The 17,193-nt window shown below is 64.1% G+C and carries 16 protein-coding genes; 10 read left to right on the top strand and 6 right to left on the bottom strand.

Annotation, left to right across the window (positions count from 1 at the left end):
• Nucleotides 1–5: 5 nt before the first annotated feature.
• Nucleotides 6–293, bottom strand: coding sequence for an SCP2 sterol-binding domain-containing protein (locus tag PVV74_RS04620; RefSeq protein ID WP_057792812.1), 288 nt, complete (start codon nucleotides 291–293; stop codon nucleotides 6–8).
• 126 nt (nucleotides 294–419) lie between these two features.
• Between PVV74_RS04620 and PVV74_RS04615 the strand changes: the two genes are divergently transcribed.
• From PVV74_RS04615 to PVV74_RS04595, 5 genes are all read left to right on the top strand, one after another.
• Nucleotides 420–923, top strand: a complete 504-nt coding sequence (locus PVV74_RS04615; RefSeq protein ID WP_245890433.1) for a tetratricopeptide repeat protein — start codon at nucleotides 420–422, stop codon at nucleotides 921–923.
• Between the two features lie 26 nt (nucleotides 924–949).
• Entirely contained in the window at nucleotides 950–3,784 is a 2,835-nt protein-coding gene (locus PVV74_RS04610) for a helicase-related protein (RefSeq protein WP_274592412.1), read from the top strand.
• A 12-nt stretch (nucleotides 3,785–3,796) separates the two neighbouring features.
• A complete protein-coding gene (locus PVV74_RS04605; protein ID WP_274592411.1) occupies nucleotides 3,797–4,177 on the top strand; it encodes an RNA-binding S4 domain-containing protein in 381 nt (126 codons plus the stop codon).
• 81 nt (nucleotides 4,178–4,258) lie between these two features.
• Entirely contained in the window at nucleotides 4,259–4,597 is a 339-nt protein-coding gene (gene fdxA / locus PVV74_RS04600) for a ferredoxin FdxA (RefSeq protein WP_103762415.1), read from the top strand.
• A 311-nt stretch (nucleotides 4,598–4,908) separates the two neighbouring features.
• Nucleotides 4,909–5,418 (top strand): CarD family transcriptional regulator, encoded by a 510-nt coding sequence (locus PVV74_RS04595; protein WP_103762416.1) that lies wholly within the window; start codon nucleotides 4,909–4,911, stop codon nucleotides 5,416–5,418.
• 132 nt (nucleotides 5,419–5,550) lie between these two features.
• Here the strand turns inward: PVV74_RS04595 and PVV74_RS04590 are convergent, their stop codons facing one another.
• The 5 genes from PVV74_RS04590 to PVV74_RS04570 all read right to left on the bottom strand — a co-directional run bounded on the left by PVV74_RS04590 (nucleotide 5,551) and on the right by PVV74_RS04570 (nucleotide 13,838).
• Complete coding sequence (locus tag PVV74_RS04590) at nucleotides 5,551–7,479, bottom strand: cation:proton antiporter domain-containing protein (RefSeq protein ID WP_274592410.1); 1,929 nt, start codon at nucleotides 7,477–7,479, stop codon at nucleotides 5,551–5,553.
• A 230-nt stretch (nucleotides 7,480–7,709) separates the two neighbouring features.
• Nucleotides 7,710–10,700 (bottom strand): hypothetical protein, encoded by a 2,991-nt coding sequence (locus tag PVV74_RS04585; protein WP_274592409.1) that lies wholly within the window; start codon nucleotides 10,698–10,700, stop codon nucleotides 7,710–7,712.
• A 130-nt stretch (nucleotides 10,701–10,830) separates the two neighbouring features.
• Nucleotides 10,831–12,132, bottom strand: coding sequence for an O-acetylhomoserine aminocarboxypropyltransferase/cysteine synthase family protein (locus tag PVV74_RS04580; protein ID WP_103762419.1), 1,302 nt, complete (start codon nucleotides 12,130–12,132; stop codon nucleotides 10,831–10,833).
• A gap of 303 nt (nucleotides 12,133–12,435) precedes the next feature.
• On the bottom strand, nucleotides 12,436–12,837 hold the full coding sequence (locus PVV74_RS04575; RefSeq protein ID WP_103762420.1) for a hypothetical protein: 402 nt from the start codon (nucleotides 12,835–12,837) through the stop codon (nucleotides 12,436–12,438).
• On the bottom strand, nucleotides 12,837–13,838 hold the full coding sequence (locus PVV74_RS04570; protein ID WP_274592408.1) for a hypothetical protein: 1,002 nt from the start codon (nucleotides 13,836–13,838) through the stop codon (nucleotides 12,837–12,839). The genes PVV74_RS04575 and PVV74_RS04570 overlap by 1 nt, the downstream gene beginning before the upstream one ends.
• A 107-nt stretch (nucleotides 13,839–13,945) precedes the next feature.
• Here PVV74_RS04570 and PVV74_RS04565 point away from each other — a divergent pair, with 107 nt between their 5' ends.
• The 5 genes from PVV74_RS04565 (at nucleotide 13,946) to PVV74_RS04545 (ending at nucleotide 17,169) form a co-directional block, all read left to right on the top strand.
• Nucleotides 13,946–14,428, top strand: coding sequence for a hypothetical protein (locus PVV74_RS04565; RefSeq protein WP_103762422.1), 483 nt, complete (start codon nucleotides 13,946–13,948; stop codon nucleotides 14,426–14,428).
• A gap of 130 nt (nucleotides 14,429–14,558) precedes the next feature.
• Nucleotides 14,559–15,635, top strand: a complete 1,077-nt coding sequence (locus PVV74_RS04560; protein WP_274592407.1) for a hypothetical protein — start codon at nucleotides 14,559–14,561, stop codon at nucleotides 15,633–15,635.
• 3 nt (nucleotides 15,636–15,638) lie between these two features.
• A complete protein-coding gene (locus PVV74_RS04555; RefSeq protein WP_274592406.1) occupies nucleotides 15,639–15,800 on the top strand; it encodes a hypothetical protein in 162 nt (53 codons plus the stop codon).
• Nucleotides 15,797–16,048 (top strand): hypothetical protein, encoded by a 252-nt coding sequence (locus tag PVV74_RS04550; protein WP_274592405.1) that lies wholly within the window; start codon nucleotides 15,797–15,799, stop codon nucleotides 16,046–16,048. The genes PVV74_RS04555 and PVV74_RS04550 overlap by 4 nt, the downstream gene beginning before the upstream one ends.
• Nucleotides 16,045–17,169: a hypothetical protein gene (locus tag PVV74_RS04545; RefSeq protein ID WP_103762425.1), complete on the top strand. Its 1,125-nt coding sequence runs from the start codon at nucleotides 16,045–16,047 to the stop codon at nucleotides 17,167–17,169. Before PVV74_RS04550 ends, PVV74_RS04545 begins: the two co-directional genes overlap by 4 nt.
• The last annotated feature ends 24 nt before the right edge of the window (nucleotides 17,170–17,193 follow it).

Raw genomic sequence — 17,193 nt, 5'->3', positions numbered from 1 at the left:
GGGGGTTACGACAGGACCGAGCCGAGTTTCATCGCGGTGCCCATGTCGCCGTCGACCGACAGCTTGCCGGACATGAAGGCGGCGGTCGGGTCGAGATCGCCTTCGAGGATGGACTGGAACGTGTCGGCGTCGGCGGTCATGGTGACGTCGGTTTCGTCATTGCCTTCACGCACGCCGGATTCGTCGATCACGATGGAGCCCTCGTTCTCGATCACGAACTTGGCGCTGCCGTCGAAGCTGCCATTCATCTTGGCGGACAGGGCCTCGACCGCGGATTTCGTTACGTCGCTCATGTCAGTTCCTCCAGATTTGATCGACCGGGGGCTTTGATTCCCGGCCATGCGCGCTAAACTGGGTACGTTATGGGCGTTATGAACCGACTTTCCAAATATATCGTCGCGGCAGTTTTGCCGTTAGTCATGTTTTCCTTACCCGCAGCGGCGCAGGATTCGGCGCTCGACCCGCTTTTCGAGCAGTTGAAAGAGGCCGAGCCACAGGAGGCCAACCGAATATCCAAGGAAATCGAGCTGGCCTGGACGCGGTCGGGCTCTGCCACGGCGGACCTGCTGCTAAAACGGGGGCGCGATGCATTGGAGGCGGGCGACACCAAGGCGGCGATCGAGCATTTCACGGCGCTGACCGATCATGCGCCGGATTTCGCCGAAGGGTTCCACATGCGGGCGATGGCCTATGCTGATGCCGAGAAGTTCGGGCCCGCGCTGGCCGACATCGAACGGGCGCTGACGCTGAACCCGCGACATTACAACGCCATCGCAAGCCTTGGCGGGATCCTTTACCACGTCGAGAACTATGAGAAGGCCAAGCAGGCATTCGACCTTGTGCTGGCGTTGCATCCGCATCATCAAGACGTGGAACAGGTCTTGCCGTTGGTCGAACGCGAAATCGGCGGCCGGGACCTGTAAGCACGAGACGACAAGGGGCAAAGCCCATGGGCGAGCAGTCGAGGATCCTGGCGGTCCTGGGCCCGACGAATACCGGGAAGACCCATTTCGCGATTGAACGGATGCTGGGCTATCGCACCGGCGTGATCGGGTTGCCGCTGCGCCTTCTGGCGCGGGAGGTCTATGACAAGATCGTCGCGGTGCGCGGCCCGTCGGTGGTGGCGCTGGTCACCGGCGAGGAACGGATCGTGCCGCCGCGGACGCAATACTGGGTCTGTACGGTCGAGGCGATGCCCGAGGGGATGGGTGCGGATTTCGTCGCGGTGGACGAAATCCAGCTATGTGCCGATCCCGAACGGGGGCATGTGTTCACTGACCGCCTGCTGCGGATGCGGGGGCAGAAAGAGACGCAGTTTCTGGGCGCGCATACCATGCGCGGCGCGATTTCGGCGCTGGTGCCGGGGGTGGAATTCGTCGGACGCGAGCGAATGTCCCAACTGACCTACACAGGTTCGAAAAAGATAAGTAAGATGCCCGCACGCTCGGCTATCGTGGGGTTCTCAGTTGAAAATGTATATGCTTTCGCCGAACTCTTGCGCCGTCAGAAGGGCGGTGCGGCGGTCGTGATGGGCGCGCTGAGCCCCCGGACACGCAATGCGCAGGTGGATCTCTATCAGAATGGCGACGTGGATTACCTGGTGGCCACCGATGCCATCGGGATGGGGCTGAATCTGGATATCAACCACGTCGCGTTCTCGTCCCTGACGAAGTTCGACGGGCGGCGGATGCGCAATCTTGCTCCCAATGAACTGGGCCAGATCGCCGGGCGCGCGGGGCGGGGCATGACCAGTGGCACGTTCGGGGTGACGGGCGAGGCACCGGAGCTGCCGGACGACATGGCACAGGCGATCATGGATCATCGCTTTACCCCCATTCGCAAGCTGGAATGGCGCAACGCGGCGCTGCAATTCGGGTCGGTCGACGCGTTGATCGCCTCGCTGGAGCAAAAGCCCGAGGATGACTGGCTGGCCCGCGCCCGTGAGGCGGATGACCTTGTCGTGCTGCGCACGCTGGCCGAAGATGCCGAGATTGCCGCGCGGGCCAGCGACGGGGCGTCGGTGCGGCTTTTGTGGGATGTGTGCCGGGTGCCGGATTTTCGCGGGATCAGCCACGCGGAACATGCGGGGCTGCTCGAGCGTATATTCAGTGACCTGCATGAACATGGCCGCGTCAGCGAGGAGTGGCTGGCCGGGCACGTGGCGCGGATCGACCGGACGGACGGGGATATCGACACGCTCTCCAAGCGTTTGGCATATATCCGCACATGGACCTATGTTGCCCAGCGAAAGGGCTGGGTCGGGGACGAAAACCATTGGCGCGGAACGACCCGCGCTGTAGAAGACCGCCTGTCGGACGCGTTGCATGACGCGCTGACGCAAAGATTTGTGGACCGGCGCACCAGCGTGCTGATGCGCCGGCTCAAGCAGAAGGACGCCATCGTGGCCGAAGTGAATGACAAAGGTGAAGTGACCGTCGAAGGCGAATTCGTCGGACGGTTGGAAGGGTTCCGGTTCCGCCAGGACAAGACGGCGGGCGGACAGGAGGCCAAGGCGGTCGCGCAGGCCAGCCTTCAGGCGCTGGCGCCGCATTTCCATCTGCGGGCGGACAAGTTCTACAACGCGCCCGACACCGAGATCGATTTCACCGAACAAGGCGGCCTGATGTGGGGCGAAAGCGCCGTGGGCAAGTTGGTGGCGGGTGCCGATCCGTTGAAGCCACAGGTCGAGGCGTTCGTGGACGACACCGCCGGGCCCGAGGTGATGCAGAAGGTGCAGCGCCGGTTGCAGCATTTCATCGACCGCAAGGTGGCGACGCTGTTCGAGCCGTTGCTGAACATTCAACGCGACGAGGAGCTGACAGGGCTGGCGCGCGGCTTCGGGTTCCAATTGGTGGAGAATTTCGGGATCATCCCGCGCGGCGAGGTGGCCGACGAGGTCAAGGCGCTGGATCAGGATGCCCGTGGGCAACTGCGCAAGCACGGTGTGCGCTTTGGCCAGTTCACGATTTTCATGCCGGTTCTGCTGAAACCCGCGCCGACGCGCCTGCGGCTGGTGCTTTGGTCGTTGAAAATGGGGCTGCAGGAATTCCCCGAGGCGCCGCCGCCGGGGCTGGTGACGGTGCCCGCGGGCACCAGCGCGCCGGGCGGATATCATTCGATGTCGGGCTACCGCGCTGCCGGTGAACGGGCGATCCGTATCGACATGTTGGAGCGGTTGGCTGACATGCTGCGCTCCGAGGACAGTCGGGGTGGCTTTGAGGCCAACGCCGACATGCTGTCGATCACCGGCATGACGCTGGAGCAATTCGCCGACCTGATGCAGGGCCTTGGTTACAAGGCGGAGCAGGGCGAGCGTGAAAAGGTCAAGCCGGTGGATGCGGCGCTGGACGACGCGCCGGAGCCGTCCGAGGCCGGCGCCGCGGAGGAGGCGGACACGGCGGAGGATGCTGTCGAGCAAATTCCCGAGGACGGGCTGGCGCCGGTGACGGAAGTGCCGCCCGAAGACCCGGAAGTCGAGGCGGATATTCCCGAGGTGTCCGAAACCGAAGTGCCGTTGGGCGAGGTGCCGGACGCTGCCAAGGACGAGACCGAGATGGAGGTCTTTTACACCTTCACATGGGCCGGGCGCGCGGCGAAACCCCGGGGCGAGGGCCGCGGTAAACCGCAGGGCGGCAAGCCCCGTCCCAAAGGCGGTAAACCCAAGGGCAAGCCGCGCCGTGAAGAGGGGGCCAAGAGCTTTTCTTCCAAGCCCGCGAAGAAAGACAAGATCGACCCCGACAACCCGTTCGCAGCGGCCCTTATGGGGCTGAAGGACAAGTCCTGACATGAGCGACGCATGAGCGATCCGGGCCAGCCGAAGATCCGGCTGGACAAGTGGCTGTGGCATGCGCGGTTTTTCAAGACCCGCAGCCTGGCCACGAAATTGGTGACCGGCGGGCATGTGCGGGTCAACGCGCAAAGGGTGTCCAAGGCGTCTGCGTCGGTGCGGCCCGGGGATGTTCTGACCTTCCCGAAAGAGTACGACATCCGCGTGATCCGCATCCTTGCGGTGGGCGAACGCAGAGGCCCTGCGCCCGAGGCGCAGGCGCTGTATGACGACCTTGACCCGCCAAAGCCCCGGGACAGGTTGGCCGAGCCGCACACCCCGCGATACGAGGGCAAGGGGCGCCCGACGAAAAAGGACCGACGCAAGATGGATCGTGAAACGCGTTCGTGAGCCGCGATTGCGCGTCTGGCGCTTGAATGATCCGCCGGACTGGATTACGTGACCCTGAACAGATCAGGACCGGGGCGAAAGATGACCTATATCGTCAATGACAGTTGCATCGCGTGCAAATACACCGACTGCGTCGAGGTGTGCCCCGTGGATTGTTTCTACGAGGGTGAGAACATGCTGGTGATCCACCCCGACGAATGCATCGACTGTGGCGTGTGCGAGCCTGAATGCCCGGCAGACGCGATCCGTCCCGACACCGAGCCAGACATGGAGAAATGGGTGGAGTTCAACCGCAAATACTCTGAAATGTGGCCGGTGATCGTAACCAAGAAGGATCCGCTGCCGGAGGCGGACGAGCGCGACGGGGAAGAGGGCAAGCTGGAGAAGTACTTCTCGGAAGCGCCGGGCGAAGGCGGCTGAAGGCGCTTCGTTCAGATTAAACCGATTCGTTTGATCAAACGATCAGGGCCTCATGTTTTGCCTGAAGAGATCGCTGTAACACCCTGACGTTTAAGGTGTAATCAGCCTGATGCGTAGAGGCCGCTTTCTGTGGCCCGTTTTTTGTGATACACTATCGTTACAAATGTAGACACCGCCCATATATTATCCATCTGCCCGCGCTGACGCATGGGAGGTGGATTTCTTTGTGCTTGACGCCAGACCCTGATGGCCCGCCGCCCCGGGAGATGCTCCGCCAAGTTTGAACTGGGAAGCTTGCGAGGAAAACCTGAATGAGCAAATCGAAGAAGTCCGAGTTTCGCCCTGACGATTACGTTGTGTACCCTGCGCACGGCGTTGGCCAGATCATGTCGATCGAGAAGCAGGATATCGCCGGGATCGAACTGGAACTGTTCGTGATCTCGTTCGAGAAGGACAAGATGACGCTACGGGTTCCGACCCACAAGGCGACCGAAATCGGCATGCGCAGCCTGTCGAGCCCCGACGTGGTGTCGAAGGCGATGACCACGCTGAAAGGCAAGGCCAAGGTGAAAAAGGCGATGTGGTCGCGCCGGGCGCAGGAATACGAACAGAAGATCAATTCGGGCGACCTGATCGCGATTGCCGAGGTGGTGCGCGACCTGCATCGCACGGACGACCAGCGCGAGCAGAGCTATTCCGAGCGCCAGTTGTACGAGGCGGCGCTGGAGCGTCTGACCCGCGAAGTGGCCGCCGTCAGCGGTGGCGACGAGGTGCAGGCGGCCAAGGAAGTCGACGAGGTCTTGATCTCGCGCGCGGCCTGATACGGATCGGAAATTGAAGGGAAAGGCCGTGCCGAAGGGTGCGGCCTTTTCGTTTCTGCGCTGATCGGAGAGATCCCGGATCAAGTCCGGGATCGCATTTGATGACCATGTATGCGCAGGTAAAACGCCAGCCTATGCTTCCTTGCGGTCGTCCGAAATGTCGTCTGCGGCCTTCTCCTCGAGCTGTGACAGAAGCATGGTCTGCAATTCCGCCTCCAACTCCTTGGCGCGCTTGATATAGGCGCCGTTCTGGATGGTTGGAATGTTGGGGTCCCACAAGGCGGCGAGGTCGCGGACAGAGTCGCGGTCGTGGTGGTAGAAGGTCTTTTGCAACTCTGCTGCCTCGAACTCCGTGAGCCCCATGTTTTCCAGCACATAGCGCCCGGCCCGGAGGGAGCTGTCGAAAAGTTCCCGCACGATGTCGTCTGCGCCGGCCTTGTAAAGGCGGAAGACGTGGGTGCGGTCGCGGGCGCGGGCCACGATATGCAGGTCGGGCCGCTCGCGCCGGGCAAAGGCCACGAGGCGGGTGGTGGCGTCCGCGTCGTCGAGCGCGGCCACGAGCACCTTGGCATCGGCAAGACCAGCCGCGTGCAGCAGGTCGGGCCGGCCGGGATCGCCCAGAAAGCCCTTGATGCCGAAGCGGCGCATCCGCTGGATCGCGGCAAGGTCGTGATCGAGAACGACCGTCTCGAACCCCGAGGAGCGGACCATGCGGTTGACCACCTGCCCGAAGCGGCCGATGCCGGCGATGATCACCGGGCCTTTTGCGTCGATCTCGTCGGGTTCCTGGGCCTCGGACGGATCGATCATGCGGGGGGCCAGGTAATCGTAGAGAATGAAGAGCAGCGGCGTGATCAACATGGAAATGGCGATGACCAGCAGCAGCGTCTCGCGCAGTTCGGGCGGGATCACGTTGTTCTGACCCGAGAAATTGATCAGCACGAAGCCGAACTCGCCTGCCTGGGCAAGGCCCAGCGTGAAGAGCCAGAGGTTGCGCCCCTTAAGGCCGAAGATCCGGCCCAGCCCGTAGAGGATGCTGCCCTTGATCAGGATGATGGCAAAGGCCAGCCCCATGATCGTGAAGAACGAGGCGAAGAGGATCGAGAAGTTGATGCCCGCGCCCACGGTGATGAAGAAGAGGCCCAGAAGCAGGCCCTTGAAAGGCTCGATATCGCTTTCCAGCTCGTGCCGGAACTCGGACGAGGCAAGGACGACGCCCGCGAGGAAAGCGCCGAGAGCGGGTGAGAGACCCACGAGGTTCATCACGAAAGCGATGCCCACGACGATCAACAGCGCCAGCGCGGTATACATTTCGCGCAGGCGGGCGTGATGGATGAAACGAAACACCGGGCGGGTGGCGTAGACGCCGAAGATGATGATGCCGGCGACCGCGCCCAGTGTCAGAAGGGTCACGCCCCATGCGGGCAGGCTGTCAATCATGGACTGCGCAACCTGGACCGGCGCGCCTCCGTGGTCGCCCTCGGCGGTGTGGCCCTCGTCAGCCAGCCGTTGCAGGGTTTCGCCCAAGATCATGTCCGGCGTCTTGGGCAGGGCCAGAAGCGGCAGCAAAGCCAGCATCGGGATGACGGCGATGTCCTGTGTCAGCAGAACAGAGAAGGTCGATCGCCCGCCGCCGGTTTGCATAAGGCCCTTTTCCGACAGGGTTTGCAGAACGATGGCGGTCGAGGACAGCGCGAAGACCATGCCGATGGCCAGCGCCACGGACCACACCACGCCGAGCGCCATGCAGCCAAGCATCACCGCTGCAGTGGTCAGCGTGATCTGAAGCCCCCCCAGTCCGATCAGCTTGTGCCGCATGTCCCAGAGCGCTTTGGGTTCCAGCTCCAGCCCGATGATGAAGAGCATCATGACCACGCCGAACTCGGCGAAATGCTGCAATTCCTCGGCGTCGTGACCGCCCAGGAGGCCGGGAATGTGGCCGATGGCGATACCGGCGGCGAGATAGCCAAGAACCGAGCCCAGCCCCAGCCGGGCGGCGAGCGGCACCGCGATCACGGCGGCGGCGAGGAAAACGGTGGCCTGAAAGAAAAACCCTTCCATGGGACTCCTGCGAAGTTTTCGGGAGTGGGGCGACGCGCCGCCACGGTCAGAGTATGCGTTGCGGGTGACACTTGTGCAAACGGCTTGGCACTGGATCGGAACGTGGCCGCTGTTTTTTCAGCCACTGGTCCATTCGGTGCGCCTTTTGCCGATGTTCAGAGTATATAAAATAGCGGGTGTGCCTTGCTTTTCGGGCAAACCAACTATGCGACTGTCAGTCGGGGACGGGGTCAGCCGCGCGGCATGGTGAGCGTGACCGAGCGCCCAGATTTCACGTAGCGCAGTTCGCTGGTTCCGATGGCGGCGACGCGCCCGCCGTCGAGCCGGTCGCCGACCTTGACCTTCTTGTAGCTGCCATTCGCCAGCCGCACGAGGGCGCGGCGGTTGGAGTTGCTGCCGTAGACGCCGATCAGGTTGACCCGGCGCATACGCAGCGCGTTCTTTTCAGTCGCGGCGCGGGCGACCGTGGTCGGCGTCGGGCCGCTGGGCGAAATGCGCTGATTGCGGGGCACGGCAGCGGCGGCGGTGCGGGCTTCTTGCTGTTCGGCAAGGCGCTTGCTGCGCTGGACGATGCGGTCGAAGTTGCGGGGACGGACGTTGGGCTTGACCGACACCTTGACCGCCTGGGCCGTCGCCCCGGCAAAGGGGTCGGGGTCGGGGGCGGGAACCGCGGCAGCGGCCTGGACCGCGGCGTTGACCGCCTCGGGGTCGGGCGAGACTGCCTCTGACGTGGCCGCCGCAGCTGCTTCGGCGGCAGTGGAGGCGGCGGCCTGTTCTGCCAATTGCTGGGCGCTTTGAGGGCGCAGGCGGGGGCGCAGGGAGGCAAGCTCGTCCCGGGTGCGACCGCCGAGCGTTTCGCGCTGATTGGTTTCGGCAAGGTCGCCGGGGCGGACGCGGGGACGCAGCGCGGCGATGCGTTCAAGCGCTTCGATGCGCGCGGCGGCCTCGGCCGGGTCCTCGCCCGGCTGAGCAAGGGTTTCTGCCGGGCGGTCAGGGGGCACGAGCGCGGGTTGACCGGCATAGACCAACACGCCGTCGGGGCTCGTTGCGCCTTCGGGGGTTGGCTGAACGAGGCCGCGCGTGTCCATGGTGAACATGGTGTCGGCGGCGGCCGGATCGGCGGGGGTGTCGGGGCGTGTGTCGCCGCGCAGGCTTTCGGGGGCGGGCAGGGCGACGGCGTCCTGTTCGACGACTTTCGGATCGATCGAGGTAAGGTAGAAATCGTCGAGCGTTTGTGCTCCGGGATCGGAGGGCGCGTCCGGGGCGCGTTGCCAGATGCCGGTGACGGCGTAGCGGGTGCGGGCCTGCTGATCGGTCAGTTCGGCCGGGCTTGGCTCTGGCTGTGGGTCGGCGCGGGTTGGCTCTGCGCCGTCGGAGGTGACGCCGGGCAAGGCGGCGAGAACGCTTTCGCCGTCCTCTTCGGCCTCGGTTTCGGGCGCGGTGGCGGTGTCGCCGGGCGGCAGTTCGGCGTCGGGGGTGGCGGCGATCTGTTCCTGGGGATCGGGATCGCCGCGCAAGACACGAGAAATGCCGTCTTCGAGGAAGATCGAGGCCCAGGCGGCCACACCTACGAGGAAGATCAGCAGAACGGCGGTGAGGATCAGACCGAGGAAGCGCGGCTTGCCCCCGACGGAGGCGGATTTGCGCGCGCCGAAGACGGTCATGCGTTGGCGTTCCTGCTCGCGCTGGGCCTCGGGAGTGGGCCGCGTGGCGGTGCGCGCGGCTTGACGCTTGTCGGGCTTGGGGGCCTTTCGGCGGGAGAAGAAAGAGAGCGGGCCGGAGGGCGGCGCGGCGGAGGGGGACGACCTCGCAACTGCGGGTGCCGCGAGGGGGGCATTGGGCGTATCATCGGGAAGGTCGAGAAGCGCCGGGTCGGTGCGGTCGGCCATGAAGGCCGGCGGCGGGGGAATGTCGGCGCCATCGTCAGGGTCATCGGGGACAGGCGCGGCCGCCACTCCGTCGTCCTGAGGCAGGTCGTCATCCGCCGGGGCGAGACGGCTGTCGCCGGAGGGACGCAGCGATGCGCCGATTCGCGCGGCGGCGTCCGCCGGCAGCGCGTCCTGAGGCCTGCCGGTTACCTTGGCCGCGGCGGTGTCGGCGGTCGGGGGCGGTGCCGCGGTAAGCGTGGGTTCGGCGCGGGGCGCCTCGCTGGGTGGTGTTTCGTGGGACGCGGTCGCGGCATCGCGTGTTGCACCGGTCAGGCGGCGCGGTACCGTGGGCAGCTCGTCGCGCCGGGCGCGGATCGAGCTGAAGGCGACGGCTGGCGCGGCATCGGGCGCGGGCGGGTCGGCGGGCTTTTCCGCGACAGCCTCGGCACCTTCGTTCTGCGTTTCAGGGCCAGTGTCCTTGGGGCTGGCCTGTGTGACAGCATCCTCGTCGCCAAGCCCTGGTGTGGGGCTTGGGGGAATGTCCGGGTCCGGTGTCGGCGTCGGTTCGGGCGGGATGTCAGGCACCGGATCGGTGTCGGGCTCGATCTCGGGGTCCGGCGCGGGGGGCGTGCCGGGTACGGGCGGAACCTCGGGTTCGGGCTGTGGCGGAAGGTCCGGCTGTGGCGCAGGCGGTACCTCGGGCCGTGGCGTTGGCGGCACCTCCGGATCGGGCGATGCGCCGGCTTCGGGCGCGCCTTCGAGGTCAGCCTCGGGTGCGGCGTCCGCCGTTGCGGCGGGCATGGGAGCGATGCCGATGACGCGGATCGCGGCGGTGTCGCGGTCGATGCGCCCGCCTTCGGGCAGAAGGGAGGGCGCGGCTTTTGTCTCGCCAAACCATGGCTCGCCAACGAAATCGCGGCCCTCGGGGACAGCGACGAAACAAAGCGGGTTGAAACCGTGTTCGGTGGCGAAGGCCTCGGCCTCGGTCAGGGTTTCGCGGGCGACGGCGGCGACATGCACTTGCCCGGCGGAGATCGACCAGTCATAGGCCAGATCATCGACCGCGTAGGGTGTCGCCCCGTTGAGCGCGCGGTGTACGGCAGAGGCGATCTCGTCCGCTTCGAGCCCTTCCGAGTCGAACTGAATAAAGCGTATCTGGTCGTTGGGGACGACCAGCTTGGAGCGGATAGGATTGCTGTCGAGGTCTTCCGCTCGCTGGCGGAGGTCCGAGAGCGCGCCGGTCAGGTCCGTGTTGTCGAGGCTGACCTCACCCACCATGTGCCAGCCGGGGAAGGCACGATGCAGAAGGCTGATGCCTTCAAAGGACAGGGTCAGGGCAAAATTCGGTTTCATTTACAACGCTCTGGCACCACGGACCCGGCAGGGGGCTCCCCCTGCCGCCGTTGGATTCTACAGCAGCTTACCGCCGAGGGAAAGGCAAACACCGATCACGAATTTCGCGATCGGCGGAGACCCCCGGCGGTCAGGCGCTGGCCTTGGCCAGAGCCTGTTCCAGATCTGCGATGATGTCGTCCGCATCCTCGCAGCCGATCGAGATACGCACCACGTTGGGCGCCGCCCCGGCCGCCGTCTGCTGTTCCGGGGTCAGCTGGCGGTGGGTGGTGGAGGCCGAGTGGATGATGAGCGAGCGGGTGTCGCCGAGGTTGGCGACGTGACTGAAGAGCTCGAGATTGTCCACCAATTTGACGCAGCCCTCGTAGCCCGATTTCAACGCGACGGTGAAAAGCCCGCCCGCGCCCTTGGGGCAGACGGTCTTGACGCGCTTGTGATAGGGCGAGGATTTGAGCCCGGCATAGGTGACCGCCTCGACCGCGTCGTGCTTTTCCAGCCAGGCGGCGACGGTTTCGGCGTTCTCGACGTGTTTCTGCATGCGCAGGGACAGCGTCTCGATCCCCATCAGGGTGTAGTGCGCGGCTTGCGGGTTCAGCGTCATGCCGAGATCGCGCAGGCCGATGGCGATGCCGTGGAAGGTGAAGGCGAGCGGGCCGAAGGTCTCGTGGAACTTCAGGCCGTGATAGGCGGGTTCGGGTTCCGAGAGGGACGGGAACTTGTCGGAGGCGGACCAGTCGAACGTGCCGGAATCCACCACGACGCCGCCGGTGACGGTGCCGTTGCCGGTAAGGAACTTGGTCATGGAATGCACGACCAGCGTCGCGCCATGTTCGATCGGGCGGCAGAGGTACGGCGTGGCCGACGTGTTGTCGACGATCAGCGGCAAGCCGGCGGCATCGGCGACGTCGGCCACGGCGCGCAGGTCGGCGATGTGGCCGCCCGGGTTGGCGATGGATTCGCAGAAGACGGCGCGGGTGTCATCGTCGATGGCCGCCTTGATGGCGTCCATGTCGTCGATATCGACGAACTTGGCCGACCAGCCGAAGCGCTTGATGGTCTGGCTGAACTGCGTGACCGAACCGCCGTAGAGGCGGGTGGAGACGACCACGTTCTTGCCCGGACCCATTAGCGGGAAAAGCGCCATGATCTGGGCGGCGTGCCCCGATGAACAGCAGACGGCGCCGGCGCCTCCCTCGAGCGTGGCGACGCGTTCCTGAAGCACGGCCACGGTGGGGTTGGTCAGGCGGGAATAGATGAAGCCGACTTCCTGAAGGTTGAACAGGGCGGCGGCATGTTCGGCGTCGCGGAACACGTAGGCGGTCGACTGGTAGATCGGCGTCTGGCGCGCGCCTGTGGCCGGGTCGGGCCGGGCGCCGGCGTGGATTTGCAGTGTGTCGAAGCCGAACTGGTGGATGCGGTCGTCGTCGGACATGGAAAGCCTCCCTTATGGCGTTTGTCATTTGGGTAAGCGATGGCGGGACGCAGGACAAGCGTATTGCGTCCGGGCCGGGGGTGGCCTGCCCATGCGGGCACAGCCGCTGACGGGGCGAAAAAGGCCGGTGCCGAATATTGGGGCCTAGGACGGATTGAGTATTTACGGCAAGAAAAAGCCGGGGCGTGGCTAAAGCGTTTTGCGATAAACTTGGATCACAACTTATCGCGAAACGCGGCACAACGGCCAATCGTTGCACGCGTTTCGCCTTTCGCTGATGGCTCAGGTCAAAGGCGAAACGCTTTAGCCCCGGGGGGTGCGCCCGTAACGGCCCCTTAGCGCGGGCGCGGTGCCGGTGAGCAGGTAGAAAGCGCTTTCGACGATGCGTCGCAAGAGGCTGCGCGGGCGGGGGGGCGGCAGGTCGTCCTCGGGTGTGAGGTCGAATGTGTCGGGATCGAGCAATTCGACCTGCTCGGTTTCGAGCGCATCGAGAAAGGCCGCGGCCTCGATGGCGCGCGAGGCCTCGACCATGACCGGCACTCCGCCAAGGGCCACTGACAGATATTGCACATTGGAAAGCGTGTGGAAGCCCGGCACGAAGACGCGGAAGCCTGCGCCCTCGAGTGCGGCGACCACCAGCATCGCATCGGACGGGCCGAAGACTTGGGCGATGCGGGTCAGACCGGGGGCGTGGCCGAGGGGCATCAGCGCATCCAGAAGCCGTTGCGGCGAATGGTGTTTCGGATTGCCTGCTCCTTGCGGGGCATGTTCTCGCGGTCGAAGAGGTCGCGCACCTTGTGGCCGCGGCCGTGGTAGATCATGAACTTGATGGCGTCGTGGTTCTTGAGCAGTTTCTTGACCGGGTTGGGGGCGCTGATCTCTTCCAGCAGGGTGACGACATCATCGTTCTCGCGGGCGTAGAGCAGCGGCAGCAGGCGGTAATGGCACGACACCTCGCCGTCGAGCAAACCGGCGGGCAGCGTGTCGCGACCGCCGCCGAGGGAATGAATGACGAGCGGTAGCGCCACCTGGTCGAGCCAGGGGTCGAGAGACTGGCAGACCAGTTCGGGGGGCGGGTCGTCGCGGATCGCCAGCGCGTAGTCGAGGAAGCGCTGACCGAAGACATGCGGGCATTTGTAGAAGAAGAAGCCGGCGTTGAAATAAAGGTAGCGGCGCCAGTATTCGTCGGGCAGCGACGTGTCGAGCGACGATTCGAAATCAAGCCCGAACTTGTCGTAGAGCGACTTCCACGTTTGGGTGTAGCCGGGACCGTAGAGCTGGATTTCGGGCCATGTGCCTTCGCGTTTCAGGGAGGCGGTGGGGCGGTCGAAATCGAAGGGCACGCGGGAGAGGTCGCCGGTGATCAGAGTGTCGGTGTCGAAGAACACGAACGGCTCGTCCTTGGGCAGGGCGGTCAGGCATTCGATCTTGTTGCCGTAGGGATAGGCGTGGCCGAAATGCTTCGTCTCGAAGGGAACGATCTCGACGCCGTAGCTTTCCAGCAGGGCGCGGATGTCGCCGCGCATGGTCGGGTCGTTCTTCCACAGAGGGCCTGGCTGAGGCTCGGCCACGAATAGGCGGCCGGAAAATCCGGGGCTGCGGGCGCGCAGGGAGGCGGCGAAGAGCACGGCCTCGAATTGAAGCCGCCCGGCATGGCCGACAACCACGATATTGAACGCTTGGTTTTTCGCTTTTGTCGCGGCCATAATCCGGTCACGCCTGCCTGAACTGCCCTTTCGGGGCAGTATAGGCGGTGCGGTGCGGTTGCGCGAGAGGCAGTTGCGCAGATTTTTGAAAGGAAAGATATTTTCGGATGATCGACTGGTTTTTCATTGGCCTGGCCGTGGCGCTGGGCGGGCAGCCCGGCGGGCAGGAAATGGCTTCGACGGGATCGGCGGAGGCACCGTCTTCGAGCGCTTTCGAAGCCGAGGATCAGACGCCCACGGGCAAGTTCACCACCGCGACCGAGATCAAGCCCATCGTCGAGGCGACGCGCGGCAATTGGGTCGCGGTGCGAGAATACGATGGTCAGGATTGGCTTTACCTGACGCATTTGCTGAGCTGGCGCTGCGGGATGCACCAGATGCGTGTCGGCGTGAATGGCGGGCCACTGGAAACCTGGGAAATGCCACCCTGTCAGCTAGAGACTGCGACACCCAACGCCATCACGAGCGAAACGGTCCTCTACCGGACGTTTCCGCCCGGGTCGGTCGACAGCGTCGAGATCGAAATTCTCTACGATGATCTGGACACAGCGGCGGGTGCGTTCGGGCGGAAAGAGGTTTTGATGCCCTGAGCACGCACGTCTTTCTTGCTCCGCGCCAAAGGTTTTGCGAAAACCCTAAAGAGCGGGCGCGCCTTCAAATCAGCCATGGCGTACCTATATTGATGTTAAGGTAATTAACTTTACTTGAAAGGGAACGGTGATGGCGAATTTGGACGCGCAGGTGCGCGAAAGTCAGGAACAGGTCGCATCAGCGCAGGCGAAGATTGCCGAACTGACCAGCAAGATCGAAACCGCGCGGTCCAAGATCAAGGGCGGCGAGGATGCGAGCCTCGATATCGAGAACGCGACGCTGGACGAGGTGCACGCGCATACCGAGACGATGAACGCAAACATCGCCGAGCTGATCATGGGGCTGGACGACGTGACGGCAGGGTTCTCGCGCGATTTCGACGAGATGCGCAACAAGACGGGCTGGGAAAGTTTTGTCGGCATTTTCAGCCGGCACAAGGCCGACAGCATGCGCCAGGACCGCATTCGCACCGCCAGCATCGACGACAAGCTGCAGGACTTGATCTCGAAATCCGACATCATCGTGCAATTGCTGGAAGGCCAGTTGCGCACGCTGGAAGAGCACAAGGTGAAGGTGGAGACGAACCTGACCGAGACGCTGGACGAGCGCGAGGCGACCGTTGGCGAACTGGAGACGCTGCGCGCGGATATCCAAGGAATGGACCCCAAGATCATCGAGCTGGAAAACAAGATCGCCAACGAGACCGACGCGGCGGCACGCACCAAGCTGGAAAGCGAGCTTGCCGAGATGAACGCCAAGTATAACGAGATGGTGCAGCAGGAGCAGGTCAAGCTGGCCAAAAGTCAGACGCTGGAGCGGTATATCGAGAAGGGCAAGACCTGGGTCGACAGCCTCCAGAACCAGGCGGCGACGCAGATGGTGCTGATCAACAAATTGCAGACCGACACGAAACAACGTGTCGTGCTGTATGATGCGCTGACCAAGTCGTTGAAAACCGCGCAGCAGCAGGATGTGGCACACCGGATCAACGAGATCGGCGTGCAGACCGACCAGGAGGCGCAGAGCGCCATGGCCGGGATCGGCGCGGCCACCAACCAGAAGATGGCCGACATGCTGGAGGCGCACGAAGATCACATGGTCTTTGCCCGCGAGGTGCTGGAGGCCAAGGCCAAGGCGGACGAGCGGTTCGCGCGGCGGTTCTCCAAGATCATCGAGAAGCACGACGCCAACGCGTATGGCGGCTAAGGCATGGGGCTGGGAACGCTTGCCATTGTTCTGTCGGTCGTCTGCCTCGTGGTGTCGTTTGTCTTTACCGTGCCGGCCTGGGTGAACCTTGTCGGTGTGGGTTTCGGCGTTGCGGGTCTGTTGCTGATCAGCCGGTCGCGCCGCGAAGGTGGCAACGGGTCGTGAGTGCGATGTCCAAAGAGCGTATATCCGGCCTGGTTTTACTTTTCGGCATCGTGGTGTCGGGTGGCATGGCACTGTGTAGCTACAGGTTGGGACATGACGAGATGATGGCCTATGGCATCATCGGGATGATCGTTCTGGCGGTCTGGGCCTTCGTGAAGCCCGGCGCCGGGTCTGGCGATGCGGGCTACTCCAGCTTTGATAGTGACGGAGCTGGTGGGTCGGGTGACGGTGGCGGGGGAGGTGAATGACCGCCGACGCCCTGACATCTGACCGCGCTGCGCTGACCGACCTCTTCGCGTCGCGGCGCTACTTCGCCAAGTTCGAGCGGATCACGGCGCATCTGAATCGCGTGGCCGCCGTGATGCAGGCCGAAGGTAATCTTGGCAAGCAGGAGGTCGAGGTCCTGACCACCTATGTTCAGGGGATCGCCTATACGTTCAAGGCGCTGAGCATGAAATACCTGCTGGTCGGGCGCGATACCGGTCAGTTTTTCGGCTCTCTGGCGATGGACGTGGAGGAAAGCGGTTTTCCCATGTTCTCGGAACTGATGGTGATGGCCAACGACGCGGCGCAGGCGCGGCGGCACCTGGACGGGATGCCGGATACAGAAACGCTGAAGCGCGAGATGGTCGAGCAGATCATCTCGGAACGGACGATCCCGACGCGGCTGCAATTCGCGCTCTCCCAGCGGCTTTATTACGAGGAAATGCTGCGCGGACACCTTTTCTGGGCGCAGAACGATCCGCAGATCCAATGGGTGAGCGGGCTGGACGAGCGGCGGCGCTACCTGTTGCATTGGGCGGTCTATGACAGCCAGGTGAACCTGCCGACGATCTACTTGATGGAGGTCGAGGATACCGGCCGCGCGCCACTGGGCAAGGACGAGCGGCGCTGGCCGGAGGTGCAGGCGCATCTGATGGCGCAGAGCTTGGGCGGTCTGAAACTGCTGACCATCGCCAAGGGGTTCGACGAGAGTTTCGACGATTTGCATCCTAAGAGGATGCGGCGGTTTCACGTCGGACCGATGTACAGCGACGCCTTCACCCGCCAGAGCGGGCCGCTGCGCGAGGTGTTGGCGCAGGCTGACGCACCCGTTGGGCAGGACTGGGCGCTGGCTTGGACGGACGAGGTGCTGGAAAGTGAGCGCGTGATCGAGGAGCGCGCGGGCTGGTTCGGGACGGTGGAGCGCGAGGTCTTCGCGCTGGACCCGTTTTCGGGGCAGGGGGCGGAGACCGGGGCAACGCGGATGGAGCGCAGCATCATCCTGCCCGAGCGGCCCTACCAGGTTCTGGCCGAGAAAACGCCGCCGGGGTTTTCGTCGGTCACCAAGTACGTGGTCAGCCCGGGGGGGCGGGTGCTGCGGTATTGATGTGCGGTGGGGTGAAACCCCACC

It is taken from the genome of Roseovarius sp. SK2, assembly GCF_028807495.1.
In the GTDB taxonomy this organism is placed as follows: Bacteria; Pseudomonadota; Alphaproteobacteria; order Rhodobacterales; family Rhodobacteraceae; genus Roseovarius; species Roseovarius confluentis.
This window is presented reverse-complemented; position numbering and strand designations above follow the sequence as displayed.

Excerpts from the sequence above, each read along its gene's own strand:
- PVV74_RS04585 (WP_274592409.1), bottom strand. The coding sequence starts at position 10,700 with ATGAAACCGAATTTTGCCCTGACCCTGTCCTTTGAAGGCATCAGCCTT.
- PVV74_RS04615 (WP_245890433.1), top strand. The coding sequence starts at position 420 with ATGTTTTCCTTACCCGCAGCGGCGCAGGATTCGGCGCTCGACCCGCTT.
- PVV74_RS04620 (WP_057792812.1), bottom strand. The coding sequence starts at position 293 with ATGAGCGACGTAACGAAATCCGCGGTCGAGGCCCTGTCCGCCAAGATG.
- PVV74_RS04560 (WP_274592407.1), top strand. The coding sequence starts at position 14,559 with ATGGCGAATTTGGACGCGCAGGTGCGCGAAAGTCAGGAACAGGTCGCA.
- PVV74_RS04580 (WP_103762419.1), bottom strand. The coding sequence starts at position 12,132 with ATGTCCGACGACGACCGCATCCACCAGTTCGGCTTCGACACACTGCAA.
- fdxA (WP_103762415.1), top strand. The coding sequence starts at position 4,259 with ATGACCTATATCGTCAATGACAGTTGCATCGCGTGCAAATACACCGAC.
- PVV74_RS04605 (WP_274592411.1), top strand. The coding sequence starts at position 3,797 with ATGAGCGATCCGGGCCAGCCGAAGATCCGGCTGGACAAGTGGCTGTGG.
- PVV74_RS04570 (WP_274592408.1), bottom strand. The coding sequence starts at position 13,838 with ATGGCCGCGACAAAAGCGAAAAACCAAGCGTTCAATATCGTGGTTGTC.
- PVV74_RS04610 (WP_274592412.1), top strand. The coding sequence starts at position 950 with ATGGGCGAGCAGTCGAGGATCCTGGCGGTCCTGGGCCCGACGAATACC.
- PVV74_RS04595 (WP_103762416.1), top strand. The coding sequence starts at position 4,909 with ATGAGCAAATCGAAGAAGTCCGAGTTTCGCCCTGACGATTACGTTGTG.
- PVV74_RS04555 (WP_274592406.1), top strand. The coding sequence starts at position 15,639 with ATGGGGCTGGGAACGCTTGCCATTGTTCTGTCGGTCGTCTGCCTCGTG.
- PVV74_RS04575 (WP_103762420.1), bottom strand. The coding sequence starts at position 12,837 with ATGCCCCTCGGCCACGCCCCCGGTCTGACCCGCATCGCCCAAGTCTTC.
- PVV74_RS04565 (WP_103762422.1), top strand. The coding sequence starts at position 13,946 with ATGATCGACTGGTTTTTCATTGGCCTGGCCGTGGCGCTGGGCGGGCAG.
- PVV74_RS04545 (WP_103762425.1), top strand. The coding sequence starts at position 16,045 with ATGACCGCCGACGCCCTGACATCTGACCGCGCTGCGCTGACCGACCTC.
- PVV74_RS04590 (WP_274592410.1), bottom strand. The coding sequence starts at position 7,479 with ATGGAAGGGTTTTTCTTTCAGGCCACCGTTTTCCTCGCCGCCGCCGTG.